The sequence below is a fragment of the Billgrantia antri genome, assembly GCF_017868935.1.
Taxonomy (GTDB): domain Bacteria; phylum Pseudomonadota; class Gammaproteobacteria; order Pseudomonadales; family Halomonadaceae; genus Halomonas; species Halomonas antri.
This window is the reverse complement of record NZ_CP053383.1, coordinates 4221639-4235411: the sequence shown is the minus strand read 5'-3', so window position 1 is coordinate 4235411 and position 13773 is coordinate 4221639. Positions and strand designations below refer to the sequence as shown.

At 65.4% G+C, this 13773-nt stretch carries 14 protein-coding genes and 3 tRNA genes; 9 read left to right on the top strand and 8 right to left on the bottom strand.

Annotated features, from left to right (window positions below; genetic code table 11):
• The 4 genes from hisF to hisB form a co-directional block, all read right to left on the bottom strand.
• Complete coding sequence (gene hisF / locus HNO53_RS19710) at window positions 1–774, bottom strand: imidazole glycerol phosphate synthase subunit HisF (protein WP_209474540.1); 774 nt, start codon at window positions 772–774, stop codon at window positions 1–3.
• A gap of 3 nt (window positions 775–777) precedes the next feature.
• A complete protein-coding gene (gene hisA, locus HNO53_RS19705) occupies window positions 778–1536 on the bottom strand; it encodes a 1-(5-phosphoribosyl)-5-[(5-phosphoribosylamino)methylideneamino]imidazole-4-carboxamide isomerase (RefSeq protein WP_209474538.1) in 759 nt (252 codons plus the stop codon).
• 94 nt (window positions 1537–1630) lie between these two features.
• Window positions 1631–2272: an imidazole glycerol phosphate synthase subunit HisH gene (gene hisH, locus HNO53_RS19700; RefSeq protein ID WP_209474536.1), complete on the bottom strand. Its 642-nt coding sequence runs from the start codon at window positions 2270–2272 to the stop codon at window positions 1631–1633.
• Window positions 2273–2302: 30 nt separating this feature from the next.
• Window positions 2303–2896: an imidazoleglycerol-phosphate dehydratase HisB gene (hisB, locus tag HNO53_RS19695; protein WP_209474534.1), complete on the bottom strand. Its 594-nt coding sequence runs from the start codon at window positions 2894–2896 to the stop codon at window positions 2303–2305.
• Window positions 2897–3083: 187 nt separating this feature from the next.
• Between hisB and HNO53_RS19690 the strand changes: the two genes are divergently transcribed.
• The 7 genes from HNO53_RS19690 (at window position 3084) to HNO53_RS19660 (ending at window position 7723) form a co-directional block, all read left to right on the top strand.
• Complete coding sequence (locus tag HNO53_RS19690) at window positions 3084–3539, top strand: acetyl-CoA sensor PanZ family protein (RefSeq protein ID WP_209474533.1); 456 nt, start codon at window positions 3084–3086, stop codon at window positions 3537–3539.
• Window positions 3536–5884: an AsmA family protein gene (locus HNO53_RS19685; RefSeq protein WP_209474531.1), complete on the top strand. Its 2349-nt coding sequence runs from the start codon at window positions 3536–3538 to the stop codon at window positions 5882–5884. Before HNO53_RS19690 ends, HNO53_RS19685 begins: the two co-directional genes overlap by 4 nt.
• Before the next feature lie 73 nt (window positions 5885–5957).
• Complete coding sequence (gene mutY / locus HNO53_RS19680; RefSeq protein ID WP_209474529.1) at window positions 5958–7049, top strand: A/G-specific adenine glycosylase; 1092 nt, start codon at window positions 5958–5960, stop codon at window positions 7047–7049.
• A 31-nt stretch (window positions 7050–7080) separates the two neighbouring features.
• The gene (locus tag HNO53_RS19675) at window positions 7081–7353 is read left to right on the top strand and encodes an oxidative damage protection protein (protein WP_111414495.1); all 273 of its coding nucleotides are present in this window, start codon (window positions 7081–7083) and stop codon (window positions 7351–7353) included.
• 92 nt (window positions 7354–7445) lie between these two features.
• A tRNA-Phe gene (locus HNO53_RS19670) sits at window positions 7446–7521 on the top strand.
• 6 nt (window positions 7522–7527) lie between these two features.
• Window positions 7528–7602 (top strand) — tRNA-Gln (locus HNO53_RS19665).
• Window positions 7603–7647: 45 nt separating this feature from the next.
• A tRNA-Thr gene (locus tag HNO53_RS19660) sits at window positions 7648–7723 on the top strand.
• A gap of 116 nt (window positions 7724–7839) precedes the next feature.
• Here HNO53_RS19660 and HNO53_RS19655 read toward each other — a convergent pair.
• Window positions 7840–8382 carry a YqhA family protein gene (locus HNO53_RS19655; RefSeq protein ID WP_209474527.1) on the bottom strand — a complete coding sequence of 181 codons (543 nt, stop codon included), beginning with the start codon at window positions 8380–8382 and terminating at the stop codon, window positions 7840–7842.
• Window positions 8383–8625: 243 nt separating this feature from the next.
• Here HNO53_RS19655 and thpD point away from each other — a divergent pair, with 243 nt between their 5' ends.
• Both thpD and HNO53_RS19645 read left to right on the top strand, forming a co-directional pair.
• Window positions 8626–9618 (top strand): ectoine hydroxylase, encoded by a 993-nt coding sequence (gene thpD / locus HNO53_RS19650; RefSeq protein ID WP_209474526.1) that lies wholly within the window; start codon window positions 8626–8628, stop codon window positions 9616–9618.
• A 107-nt stretch (window positions 9619–9725) separates the two neighbouring features.
• Window positions 9726–10391: a fumarylacetoacetate hydrolase family protein gene (locus HNO53_RS19645; protein WP_209474524.1), complete on the top strand. Its 666-nt coding sequence runs from the start codon at window positions 9726–9728 to the stop codon at window positions 10389–10391.
• A gap of 89 nt (window positions 10392–10480) precedes the next feature.
• On the opposite strand, the gene speA is transcribed toward HNO53_RS19645, so the two are convergent.
• The 3 genes from speA to HNO53_RS19630 form a co-directional block, all read right to left on the bottom strand.
• Complete coding sequence (speA, locus tag HNO53_RS19640; protein WP_209474522.1) at window positions 10481–12403, bottom strand: biosynthetic arginine decarboxylase; 1923 nt, start codon at window positions 12401–12403, stop codon at window positions 10481–10483.
• A complete protein-coding gene (locus HNO53_RS19635) occupies window positions 12400–13362 on the bottom strand; it encodes a homoserine kinase (RefSeq protein ID WP_209474520.1) in 963 nt (320 codons plus the stop codon). Before HNO53_RS19635 ends, speA begins: the two co-directional genes overlap by 4 nt.
• A 100-nt stretch (window positions 13363–13462) precedes the next feature.
• A complete protein-coding gene (locus tag HNO53_RS19630) occupies window positions 13463–13756 on the bottom strand; it encodes a DUF2782 domain-containing protein (protein WP_209474518.1) in 294 nt (97 codons plus the stop codon).
• Window positions 13757–13773: the final 17 nt, after the last annotated feature.

Sequence of the window (13773 nt, the reverse complement as noted above, 5' to 3'; positions counted from 1 at the left end):
TCAAAGGCGCATTTCGATACCGCGCTCGGCCATGTAGCGCTTGGCCTCGGGGATGGTGTACTCGCCGAAATGGAAGATACTGGCGGCGAGTACCGCATCGGCACCGCCTTCCCGCACGCCGTCGACCAGGTGGTCGAGGTTGCCGACGCCGCCGGAGGCGATCACCGGCACCGTCACCGCGTCGCTGATGGCCCGCGTCACGCCCAGGTCGAAGCCGGCCTTGGTGCCGTCACGGTCCATGCTGGTCAGCAGCAGTTCGCCGGCGCCGTATTCGACCATTTTCTTCGCCCATTCGACCGCGTCCAGCCCGGTGGGGCGGCGCCCGCCGTGGGTAAATATCTCCCAGCGCGGAGTCTCGCCTTCCGCCGAGACTCGCTTGGCGTCGATGGCCACGACGATGCACTGGCTGCCGAAGCGTTCGGCGGCCTCGCGCACGAAGTCGGGGTTGGTCACCGCGGCGGTATTGATCGAGACCTTGTCGGCACCGGCGTTGAGCATGGTGCGGATATCGTCGCAAGTGCGGATGCCACCGCCCACGGTGAGCGGAATGAATACCTCGCCGGCGATGCGCTCGACCATTTCCACCGTGGTGTCGCGATCCTCGTGGCTAGCCGTGATGTCGAGGAAGGTGATCTCGTCGGCCCCTTGCAGGTTGTAGCGCTGGGCGATTTCCACCGGGTCGCCGGCATCGCGGATGCCGATGAAATTGACGCCCTTGACCACGCGGCCGGCGTCGACGTCGAGACAGGGAATGATGCGTTTGGCCAGTCCCATGATTCAGCTCCCGGCTCGGTCGAGCCCTGCAGTCAGTTCGTCGCACAGCGTCTGGCCTTCGGCCACGTCGAGGCTGCCTTCGTAGATGGCGCGGCCTGTGATGGCGCCGAGAATGCCCGGCTCTCTCGCCGCCACCAGCGCGCGCAGGTCGTCGAGGTTGGTCACGCCGCCCGAAGCGATGACCGGCAGGCCGCCCTCGCGGGCCAGCTCGGCGGTGGCCTCGACGTTGACGCCGTTCAACATCCCGTCGCGGGCGATGTCGGTATAGACGATGCTGGAAACGCCATCGTCGGCGAAGCGTCGGGCCAACTCGGTGGCCTTGACCGTGGAGACCTCGGCCCAGCCGTCGGTGGCGACATAGCCGTCACGGGCATCGAGGCCGACGATCACGTGACCGGGAAAAGCGCGACACATCTCGCCGACGAAGGCCGGCTCCTTGACCGCCTTGGTGCCGATGATCACATAGGAGACGCCGGCAGCGAGGTAGTGCTCGATGGTTTCCGCGCTGCGAATGCCGCCGCCGATCTGGATCGGGAGTTCGGGCCAGCGGCGGGCAATGGCGGTAACCGCCTCGCCGTTGACGGGCCTGCCCTCAAAGGCGCCATTGAGATCGACCAGGTGCAGCCGGCGTGCGCCGGCCTCGACCCAGCGGGCCGCCATGGCCACCGGATCGTCGCCGTAGGTGGTGGCATCATCCATCCGCCCCTGCTTGAGGCGGACGCACTTGCCGTCCTTGAGATCGATGGCGGGTATTACCAGCATGTCGTGTCCTCTCGGGCGCACGCGGGGCGCCGGGTTGTCGGGCGGCCTGACCGCAAGCGTACCGTCGGGTACGCCTGGATGGCCTGGTGAAGCTTCAAGGCGCCCAGGTGACGAAGTTTTCCAGCAGCTTGAGGCCGGCCCGTGAACTCTTCTCGGGGTGGAACTGCACGGCGAAGGTAGCGTCGCGACCCACGGCGACGTGGGCGTCGATATGCCCGTAGCGGGTGGTGCCGAACACGCAGGCGTCTTCCTCTGCTGCCACATAGTAGCTGTGCACGAAGTAGAAGTGCTCGTCCTGGTCGATGCCTTGCCATAGCGGGTGCTCGTGGTGCTGGTGCACCAGGTTCCAGCCCATGTGGGGTACCTTGAGGCGCTGCCCGTGGTCATCGGTCATGTTGGTGGGAAAGCGCTTCACCTCGCCGGCCAGAAAGCCCAGGCAGGGGATCCCGCCGCTCTCCTCGCTGTGGTCGAGCAGCATCTGCTGACCCACGCAGATGCCCAGCAGGGGCTTGCTCTGCCTGGCCAGCAGTTCCTCGACGAGCCCGCGCAGTTCGGTCTTCTCGAGTTCGCCCATGCAGTCACGGATTGCCCCCTGGCCGGGCAGCACCAGGCGGGTAGCGCCCTGGATGCGGCGCGCATCGCGAGTAATGACCACGTGCTCGTGGGTGACGTGTTCCAGCGCCTTGGCAACCGAGTGCAGATTGCCCATTCCGTAGTCGATGACGGCAATGGTCATGGAGGCTCCTTTCTGGTTCGGTCGTCTGCGCTACAGGCAGCCCTTGGTGGACGGCATCTGCCCGGCCATGCGCGGGTCGGGCTCCACGGCCATGCGCAGTGCGCGGCCGAAGGCCTTGAAAATGGTTTCCGCCTGATGGTGGGCGTTGAAGCCCTTCAGGTTGTCGATGTGCAGCGTGACCCTGGCATGATTGACGAAACCCTGGAAAAACTCCCAGAACAGCTGGGTATCGAGGCGGCCGATCGTGGCGCGGGTGAACTCGACGTCCATGAACAGCCCGGGACGACCCGAGAAGTCGACCACGACGCGCGACAGTGCCTCGTCCAGCGGCACGTAGGCGTGGCCGTAGCGGCGAATGCCGCGCTTGTCGCCCACCGCCTGGTCAAAGGCCTGGCCGAGGGTGATGCCGAGGTCCTCGACGGTGTGATGATCGTCGATGTGCAGGTCGCCCACCGCCTTGATGTCCAGGTCGATCAGGCCGTGGCGTGCCACCTGATCCAGCATGTGGTCGAGGAAGGGCACGCCGGTCTCGCAGTTCAGCCGCCCCTCGCCATCGAGGTTCACGGTGACCGTGATCTGGGTCTCCTTGGTGTCACGGGTTACCGTGGCGATTCGCTCGGACATGTCGGACTCTCTCTGGCGCAAGTGCGCGTCGCATGGTAAGGGCCCGGCACGGCCGGAGGCGGCATCCGGGCGGGCAAGCCTCTGCGCTTGCCGTCATGGGGCGTCCATTATAGAGAATCGTCCCCCCCATCCGCTACAATGCGCCCATCACAGCGGCGGCACCTTGCCGCGGTACAGGGAGACCGCCATGCCGGTAACGCTTCACCTCGTAGATCAGGCCACCTGGACGTCGGATCCACAGGCACAGCTCGATCTGGTGCGGATCTATGCCGATGCCCCGAGCGAACGTCTGAAAAAGCCAGTGGACCGCTTTCTCCGTGAGCACCTCGAGGCGGGACGCTTCTTTGCCTGTGCGCGCTTCAACGACCGCCTGCTGGGCGCGCTGGCGGTAAGCGCCGACGACCAGGCTTGGTGGCTGTCGGAGCTGTGTGTGCGCAAGGCCACCCGACGGCGTGGCGTCGGTTCGCGGCTGCTGGCGCTGGTCAGCGATGCGGCGCGTGCCGCGGGTTGTGAATTGCGTACGCACTCCTCTCAGCTGCCTGTCGCCGACCAGGTGCTGCTGACGCGCCTGGGATATCGCATGGACATCACCGGCGACTACTTCGTATTGGCTCCACCGCTGCAAGGAGGCGGTAACACATGAAGCGATTGTTGCAGATGCTGCTGGCGGCCATCGGGGTGCTCGGCGTGGTGGTGGCGGCGGCCGTGGTCTACGTCACGACTTTCCTCGATCCGGAGGACTTCAAGCCGCGTCTAATCGAGGTGGTACGCGAGCAGAGCGGCTTGGAGCTGACCTTGGACGGCCCCCTCTCCTGGTCGTTCTATCCGCGTCTGGGAGTAAGCGTAGAGCAAGCCGAAGGCCGCCTCCCGGAGCAGAGTGCCGACGATCAGCCCTTTCTCGCCTTCGCGCATGCCGAGGTCAGCCTGGCCTTTGCACCGCTCCTGCGCGGCGAGATCGCCATCGAAGGGCTGACGCTCGACGGCATGCAGCTGAACCTGTCACGCGACGAGGAGGGGCACGGCAACTGGGAAACCCTGATGCAGCGGCTCGACGAACGCCGCGAGGGGGCCGAATCGGCGCTGGCGCCGGCTACTGCCGGCCCCAGCCGAGAAGGTGCCAACCTGGCCGTGGCGCTAAACATTGCCAGCGTCCAGGTGCGCAACGGCACGGCGAGATATCGCGATTTGACGGAGGGAACCGAATGGCTGGTCGAAGAGATCAACCTGTCGGGCGCCAACGTCAACCCCCGACGTGCCTTTCCGTTCAAGTCCTCCTTCAAGTTGAAATCCTACCGTACCCTCGACTGGCGTGAGCTGGAGCGAAGCCCGGCGATGGCGAGCGACGTTACCCTCGAGGGACGGATGCAGCTCGTTCTTGCTGAACGCCGCTACCTGCTGGAAGGGCCGCAGCTCAATACCGCCAGCTTGGTGGCGGGTATCGATGGCAGGCAACGGATCGACCTGAGAGGGCAACAGCTCGTCCTGGACTTGTCACAGCAGCGATTGCAGCTGCAGGAAGGTCGGCTGGAGGCCGGTCTGCAACACCCCGGGCTGGGCGAGGAGCCGCTGCCCCTGTCCTTGACGCTGGCGCTGGATGCCGACCTAGCCGCAAATACGGCGCAACTGCGTGACCTGCAGCTAACCGGGCCCGATTCGCTAAGCGTGAGCGGCCACCTCAACCTGGCCGAACTCGATCAAGCGCCGACGTATAGTGGCCAGCTCAGCGCGGCTCCCTTCTCGTTGCGCCCTTGGCTCTCGCGCCTTGGCAAGCTGCCCACAATGGCAGACCCTGAGGCGCTCACCGACGTGGCTCTCACCAGCCCGGTGCAAGGCGATCTGGAGCGTATCGAGCTGGCGGGCCTGACCATGGTGCTAGATGGCAGTACCTTTACGGGCAGGTTGGCCACCGGTCTCGACGGCCGGCAGCTCGATTTCGAGCTGCAAGGTGACCGTCTCGACCTGGATCGCTACCTGCCGCCGGCCGAGACTGGTGATCAGAGTGCTGCCCGGCATGACCTGCTGGGCATCGGCAAGGCCTATGCCCAGGATGCGGACGAGCTGGTGCCCGCCGAGTTGCTGGCCCATTTGAACCTGGACGGAGCGCTCGACCTGGCGCAGCTGCGTCTGTCGGGGCTCGAGTTCACCGAGGTAGGACTGGTCTTGTCGGGTGATGACGGCCAGCAGCGACTCGAACGCTTCGAGTCGGTCTTCTACGACGGCGAGCTGAGCGCCAGCGGGGCGCTTGATCTCAGTCGCGAGCCGATTCGCTGGCAGCTGAGCCCCAGCTTGTCGCGGGTGCGGCTGGAGCCGCTGCTGCAGGCACTGAGTGAAGACGACGGCCCGGCGCCGCTGCGCGGTCGGCTTACCCTCGACGGCGAGCTCGAAACGCGCGACAACAGCTGGCCGGCGCTCAAGCGTAACCTCAATGGACGTCTGCAGGGACACCTCGACGACGGCGCCGTACTCGACGTCAATGTGTCTCAGGAGCTGTGCTCCCTGGCGGCCCTGATCGAGGGCCGTGAGACGAGTCGTGAGTGGGGGGCCGATACCCGCTTCGAGCGCGCCGAAGCGAGCCTGCGGATTACCGACGGCGTTGTCCGCAGCGAAGACATCCTGATTGCCATTCCTGGGATCGAGCTGGGCGGCAGCGGCGAGCTCGACCTGGGCAGCGAACGCTTCGATCTGCGGGCCGCTGCCCGTTTCGTCGACGGAGCGGATGCGGCCTGCCCCGTCAACCCGCGCCTGGAGCGCGTTCCCTTGCCGGTACGCTGCAGCGGCGAGCTCTCCGGCGAGAGAGAGGAGTGGTGCCGCTTCGACCGTGAGGCGTTTCAGGCGACCCTGGCCGATCTGCTGCGCGATGAAGCCTCCCGCCGTGCCGGCGAGGAGCTCGAGAAGCGCCTGGAGCGCCCGCTCGAGCAGCTCGAAGAGCGCCTGGGCGAGGGAGCCGGGCGGGAACTTCGAGATACTTTGCGTGGTCTACTGAACTGATGACCCAAAGCCAGTCTCTGCGCCGACCGACCAGTCGGCGCTTTTTTTCGTCACGCCTGCAGGAAGGTGGTCCATGAGTGAAATGCCTGCTTCGGTGCTCGACGCGACCCAGTTCCAGTATCGCCTGCTGGACTGGTTCGACCGCGAAGGTCGTCACGATCTGCCCTGGCAGCGAGAGCGTACGCCTTATCGGGTCTGGGTTTCCGAGATCATGTTGCAGCAGACCCAGGTGGCGACCGTCATCCCCTATTTCGAGCGCTTCATGGCGCGCTTTCCTTGTCTGGCCGAGCTGGCCAAGGCCTCCCAGGACGAGGTGCTCCATCTGTGGACCGGGCTTGGCTACTACGCCCGCGGGCGCAACCTGCACAAGGCGGCCCGGCAGGTCATGGAGGCACATGGCGGCGAGCTGCCGGTGGCGAGCCTGGAAGCCCTGGCTGGGCTGCCCGGTATCGGCCGCTCCACGGCCGGGGCGATCATCGCCCAGAGCACCGGCCGACGTGCTGTGATTCTCGATGGCAACGTCAAGCGCAGCCTGTCGCGGCTGCACGCCGTGACAGGCTGGCCGGGGCGGCCGGCGGTGGAGCGTCGGCTCTGGGCGCTGGCCGAGTCCTATACCCCCGAGCGTCGCGTCGCCGACTATACCCAAGCGATGATGGACCTCGGTGCCACCCTGTGCCGCCGTGGCACGCCCGATTGCCAACGCTGCCCGTTCAGCGATGTCTGCGTGGCCCACGCACGAGGCGAGCAGCGCCGTTTTCCCGAATCCAAGCCCAAGAAGACGCTACCGACGCGTGCCACGCTGATGCTGGTGTTGCAGGACGCCGAGGGCCGCGTGCTGCTCGAGCAGCGCCCCGCCAGCGGATTGTGGGGCGGACTGTGGGGCTTGCCCCAGTTCGACGACCTGGCGGCGCTGCGCGCCTGGCTCGACACCCATGCCCCGGGGGCCGAGCTCGATCCGGCCTGGCCGGCTTTCAGTCATACGTTCAGCCATTTCCGCCTCGACATCACTCCACTGCCGGCGCGAATCGGCAGGCTGGATTCGGTCGGCGAGGGGCGTTGCTGGTACGATCCCGGCAATCCCGGGCGCGTCGGCCTGGCGGCGCCGGTGAAGGCGCTGTTGGCCTCGCTCGCGCCGTTCGCCCTGGTGGCACCGGGTGAGCCTTGATTGCACACCGTCTACAAACGAGGAGATCTTCATGAGCCAGACCGTATTCTGCCGCAAGTACCAGCAGGAGCTCGAGGCGTTGCCGTTCCCGCCGTTACCGGGCAAGAAGGGCCAGGAGATCCAGGCCAGCGTGTCGAAGCGTGCCTGGGAGGAGTGGCAGGCACTGCAGACCCGGCTGATCAACGAGAAGCACCTCAACATGCTCGATCCCGAGGCGCGTGCCTACCTCAACGAGCAGATGGAGCGTTTCCTCGATAACCGGGAAACCGACCAGGCGGAGGGCTATGTGCCGCCCGAGCGCTAGCTCGAGCGACACGGCCAAGGCGGAGGCATCTGCATGAAACGAAAGGCTTGACGCTGCCGGGCTGATCCTGTTTAATACGCACCGTTGGCAGCGGCCAGATAGCTCAGTCGGTAGAGCAGGGGATTGAAAATCCCCGTGTCGGCGGTTCGATTCCGTCTCTGGCCACCAATCTGCTGGGGTATCGCCAAGTGGTAAGGCACCGGTTTTTGGTATCGGCATTCCCAGGTTCGAATCCTGGTACCCCAGCCACGCCAACCCTTTTCCGACTCTGCAGTTCGTAAGCGTCGGTCCCGAGCCGGCATAGCTCAGTTGGTAGAGCAACTGACTTGTAATCAGTAGGTCCCGGGTTCGACTCCTGGTGCCGGCACCATCAAGACCTTCGGGATATCAGCGACTTGCAGCTATTAAAAACCGCCTCAATAGGCGGTTTTTTCGTTATTCGAGTAATCGCTACGTCGACTCCTGAAGGTAGCTAAAATCCTCGGCTCAATGTGTCTGGGCACGGCTCATCAGATAAAGCGCGCCGGCCAACGCCAGTACCGACAAAGCGAGATAGATGGCCTCCAGCGGCGTCTGGAAGCGAATGTCCACCACGGCCCGGAAGAATTCGATGATCACCGCGAGAATGACGACTCGAGCGATCTTGTCCTTGAGCTGATCGAAGGACTGCACGTTGAACGGATGACCCGGCGCATGCTCTTCGGCCTGCTCGATGGGGGAAACGAACAGCCGATAGACGCCGAGCCCGAAGATCAGCAGCACGATGGCCACCAGATAGATGTCGATGGCCATGACCACGCTGGGTACCACGGTATCGTGGATGTCCGGCCCGCCCCCGATGAAATAGTAGACGGCGGTAGCGATGACCAGCTTGGCGATGTCCATGGTGCCGATGATGAACAGCGCCAGGGCCGCCGCCAGGCTGGGGATGACCGCCAGCAGTACGAGAAAGCGGCTGCTCCACAGCCAGCGCTCGAATCGCCTCTCCCAGCGCCCCTGGGGAGGCAAAGGCGGTTGTGTCTGTGACATGACGGTCTCCTGGCTGAAGGAAATGGCGGCCAGCGGAGCAGGCCGCAGTGCCATGATGGCGCTAATGTAGCAAGACGAGCCAGGCCCATGCCATGCCGAAAGCCGTATCGGACCGCTCTTGAAAGCGCAGCGCACCGCCACCACATCCACGCTGCATGGTCCCGTCGGGACCTCCCACCGCGGCTGTACGCCGTTGCACGAGTTGGGACTGAAACTGATCACGGATACACAGGAGGTGATTGGATGGCAGTACAGACTTCGTCCAACCGTAAGCTCAAGCAGGCGACTGATTACGCCGGTAGCGACACCCTGACCTCTCAGGTCGGCAGCATGCTCGGCCGTACGCGCGACGCCTACCCCACCCGGCTGGCTGAGCCGCTCGACACCCTCTGGCTGGAGCGTCAGGAGGGCGTGGTGCGTGGTAGTGCCAAGGATGGGCCGTTGACGCAGGCGCAGCTCGACGAGTTCGAGCGCAAGGGCTTTCTGTTCGAGCCCGGGTTCATTTGCGGGGAAGAGCTCGACGGGCTGCGTCGCGAACTGAGCGAGCTACTCAACCACGATGATTTCCGCGGCCGCGATTTCAGCATCACCGAGCCCGACAGCCAGGAGATCCGCTCGCTGTTCGCGGTGCACTATCTGTCCGAGCGCTTCGCCGAGCTCGCTCGTGACGAACGACTGGTGGGGCGCGTACGCCAGCTACTGGGGGGCGATGCCTATGTGCACCAGTCGCGCATCAACTACAAGCCGGGCTTCGAGGGTAAGGGCTTCAGCTGGCACTCCGACTTCGAGACCTGGCACGCGGAGGACGGCATGCCGGCCATGCACGCCGTCAGCGCCTCGATCGTGCTGACTGACAATCACGAGTTCAATGGCCCGCTAATGCTGATTCCCGGCTCGCACCGGGTCTTCGTGCCGTGCCTGGGCGAGACGCCGGACGATCATCATCGCCAGTCGCTCAAGCGCCAGGAGTTCGGCGTACCGGGCCGCGAGGCGTTGCGTGAGCTGGTCGGTCGCCACGGCATCGAGGCGCCGAAAGGCGCGGCCGGTGGACTGCTGCTGTTCGACTGCAACACGCTGCACGGTTCCAACGCCAACATGTCGCCGGACCCGCGCAGCAATGTCTTCTTCGTCTACAACCGGCGGGACAACGCCTGCACCGAGCCTTTCGCGGCACGCCGCCGGCGCCCGCGCTTCCTGGCGCATTCACCGGACGAGCCGTGGACGCCCGAGGGCTGACGCCGCGGCAGGGCACGGCGAGTGGATGGAACAGGGCGTGTGGTGAGGTAGACTGTTAGGCCTGTCGACGACAAGCGGCACGCCAACCCAGAAGGAGAAGACCCGCCATGCGCTTTGTCCCCCGTTTCACCGATGGCCAGGCGTTTTCCCACCCGCTTGGCAAAATCGTCTGCGTCGGTCGCAACTATGCCGATCATGCCAAGGAACTGAACAACCCGATTCCCAGCGAGCCGTTGCTGTTCATCAAGCCAGCCACCAGTGCGGCCGGTTTCGATAGGCCCATCGAGGCCCCGTTTGCCCGCGGCGAGGTGCATTTCGAGGCCGAGCTGGCGTTGCTGATCGGTGAGCGGCTGACCCACGCCACGACCGAAGAGGCCGAGAGGGCCGTCGTCGGTATCGGTCTGGCCCTCGACCTGACCCTGCGCGACGTGCAGGCTCGCCTCAAGGAGAAGGGGCAGCCTTGGGAGGTGGCCAAGGCGTTCGATGGCGCTTGTCCGCTGAGTGACTTTCTGCCGCTGAGCCGCGTGCCGAACTGGAGTGCTCTGGTCTTCACGCTCGAGATCGACGGTGAGCTTCGACAGCGCGGCGAAGGTGCCGACATGTTGTTTCCGATTCCTACCCTGGTGGCCGAAATGAGCCGCCATTTCACCCTGGAACCTGGCGACGTGGTGCTGACCGGTACGCCGGCGGGAGTGGGTGAATTGCCGCGTGGTGCGAAACTGCGCCTTTCCTTGACCGGTGGGCTCGAGGTCGAGGGGCAGGTCGCGGAGTAGTAACCCCGACCGGTGCTCAACCCGGCATGAAGACGCCCCCAAGGGAACCTCCTGGGGGCGTCTTCGTGTCCGCATGACCGCAGTGGCGATCACTCCAGGTAGGTGTATCCCTGAAGCCCGGCGGAAAGGTCGTCGAGGAAGTGCGCCTGCTCCTCGGCCGTCAGGCCGCTCTCCTGCAATTGGCCGGCGAGGCGGTCGCGCAGCACCTTGGCGTCGAAATTGACGTAGGCGAGCACGTCGGAGACCCGGTCGCCCTGTTGGGCGTGGCTCAGCACCCAGTTGCCGTCTTCCATCAGCGCGGCATCGACGGAGTCGGTGTCGCCGAACAGGTTGTGCAGGTCGCCGAGGATCTCCTGGTAGGCACCGACTAGGAAGAAGCCCAGCAGTCGCTCCTCGTCGTCGCGCCACTCCGGTAGCGGCAGGGTGGTTTCCACGCCCTGTCCGTCGACGTAGCCGTCGATACGGCCATCGCTGTCGCAGGTAATGTCCTGGATCACGCCGCGCCGGGTGGGTTCGCGGTTCAGTCCGGTTAGCGGCAGCACCGGGAAGATCTGGTCGATGCCCCAGACATCGGGTACCGACTGGAACAGCGAGAAGTTGACGAACAGCTTGTCGGCGAGTTTCTCGGCGAGCTCGTCGACGATCTCCCGGTGGGCACGGTTGCGGCTGTCGAGGCGCTCGCGCAGCCGCGCGCAGGTGGCGAAATAGACGCCTTCCGCTTCGGCGCGCACGGTGATGTCGGCCAGCCCCATGAGAAAGCGGTCGTGCATCTCGCTCATCGCCTGCAGCAGATCGTGCCAGGCCTCGACCAGCTCGCGCGGCTCCACCGCGTTGCCCAGCAGGTCGTGTACCCGCCACAGCTCGTCCAACTGAGGGTCGTCCTCGGCCTGACGTTCGGGGGCTCGGTCGTTGACCCGCTCCTCGCCGATCACGTTGGCGATCAGCACGGCGTGGTGCGCGGTCAGTGCCCGGCCCGATTCGCTGATCAGGTGGGGATGGGGAATCTCCGCCTCGTTGCAGGCCTGGGCGAAGGCGCTGACCACGTTACGGGCATACTCGCGCATGGAGTAGTTGATCGAGCAGAAGCTGCGCGAGCGGGTGCCCTCATAGTCGATACCCAGCCCGCCGCCCACATCGACGGTATCGATCGGCGCGCCCAGTGCCAGCAGGCTCTGGTAAAAGCGTGCGCACTCGCGCAGGCCGACCTGGATATCGCGGATATTGGCGATCTGCGAGCCCAGGTGGAAGTGCACCAGTTGCAGGCTGGCCAGCGAATTCGCCTCGCGCAGGCGCTCCACGACCGCCAGCATCTGGCCGGCGGTGAGGCCGAACTTGGACTTCTCGCCACCGGTGTCCTGCCACTTGCCCATGCCCACCGACGCCAGGCGCGCACGCAAGCCGATGCGAGGGGTGACGCCGAGGTTCTCGGCCTCCTCCAGAATCAGCGGCAGCTCGGAGAACTTCTCCACCACCAGATAGACCCGGTGGCCGAGCTTTTCGCCCATCAGCGCCAGGCGAATGTATTCGCGGTCCTTGTAGCCGTTGCACACGATCAGCGACGGGCCGTCGGCGGAGAGGGCCAGCACGGCCAGCAGCTCCGGCTTGCTGCCGGCTTCCAGGCCGACCCGGCCATGGCCGCGCTCGCGGGTGGCGAGGATCTCCTCGACCACACGACGCTGCTGGTTGACCTTGATCGGGTAGACGGCGGTATAGCCGCCGGCATACTCCTCCTCGGTCATGGCCAGGTCGAAGGCTTCGCACAGCTGCTCGACGCGGTCATGCAGGATATCGCTGAAACGTACCAGTACCGGCAGCCGCAGGCCTGCCTCACGCAGCTGGTCCACCAGCGGCGCCAGCGGCAGTGCCGGACCTTCGGCTTCGCTGCCGTGCGGCCGCACCAGGGCATGGCCGTTGTCATCGACGTCGAAATAGCCGCTGCCCCACTGGTCGATGTTCCAGGTACGGCGCGCACGCTGGGCGGGACCGGAGGCAGCTCCCATGGATAGGCTCATGTGTTGCTCGCTTCTGGCAGGGGCAGGGCGCCATGTTTCAGGCGTGCCGTGAGAATGGTGTGGAATTGCGCCGGATCGTGCGGCGTCAGGTCGTGGGCCGGTGGGTCGACGTAGACCACCAGCAGCCGCGACAGCCAGTAGCGCAGGGCGGTCATGCGCAGCATCGTCGGCCATACCTCGCACTCGGCGGAGGTCAGTGGCCGGCGAGCCTGATAAGCGCTCAGGATGGCATCATGACGCTCGCGGTCCAGGCGTCCCTCCGGGCCCGAGGCCCAGTCGTTGATCACGATGGCGAGATCGAACAGCAGGTCACCGGTGCAGCCGTTGTAGAAGTCGATGAGGCCGCCGAGGCGGTCGCCCTCGAACAGGGTATTGTCGCGAAACAGGTCGCCGTGCAGCGCGCCACGGGGTAGCTCGGGCGCGGCCCCGAAGACGCCCTGGTAGGTCTCCACTTCGTCTTTCATCAACGCCTGATCCTCTGGCGAGAGATAGCCCAGCACCTTGTGATGCATGGCCACGAGCCAGTGGAGGTCGCGCGGATTGGGACGGTGCCCGGGGAAGTGCTGGGACACCGTATGCATGCGGCCCAGCGCGTCACCCAGGGCCTGGCATTGCGTCAGGGTGGGCGCCATGGGGTGGCGGCCGGGCAGGCGCGGGAACAGCAGCGAGGGCTTGCCCGCCAGGCTGTGCAGGGCGATGCCTTCACGGTCATGTATCGGTCCCGGTACCGGCAGGCGATGCTCGTCCAGGTAGTCGAGCAGATCGACGAAGAACGGCAGCTCGTCATGCTCGCCCTGTTCGAATAGCGTCAGTACCAGCTCGCGCCGGTCGGTGGTGACGAAGAACGTCGTATTCTCGGTGCCGCCAGCGACCCCCTCCAGGGAGACCAGGCTGCCGACATCGAAACGCCTGAGAAACTCTGCGACCTGTGCGTCGCTCAACGGGGTGAATACGGCCATGTGTCTCTCGCCCAGGTTGCCAAGCCGCCTATTGTAGCGTCTTGGCACCGCGATGCACGACTCGCTCCGGTACTCACCAGCGATGTAGCCAGCGCAACGATTAGAAGCGAATCAGTACCCACTGGGGCACGGCGACCCTGTCGCCCTCCTCGCGCACGAAATTGCCGTCGCCGTCGTGGTCGACGAGAAAATAGCTGGGCCCTTGGCGCGGCTGGATCTCGATGGCATAGAGTTGCCCGTTGATGCGGTACTCGCGAATCGTGCGGTCTTCCTCCTGGCGAATGGTGATATCGGGCTCGACGTTGGCCGAGGACTGGGCCAGCACGGGGGTGGCCAGGGCCATGAGACCCAAGGCGAGCAGGGTGACCGCGAGGAAACGGCGGGGAACGTTCATGTTGGCCTCCCAGGAGC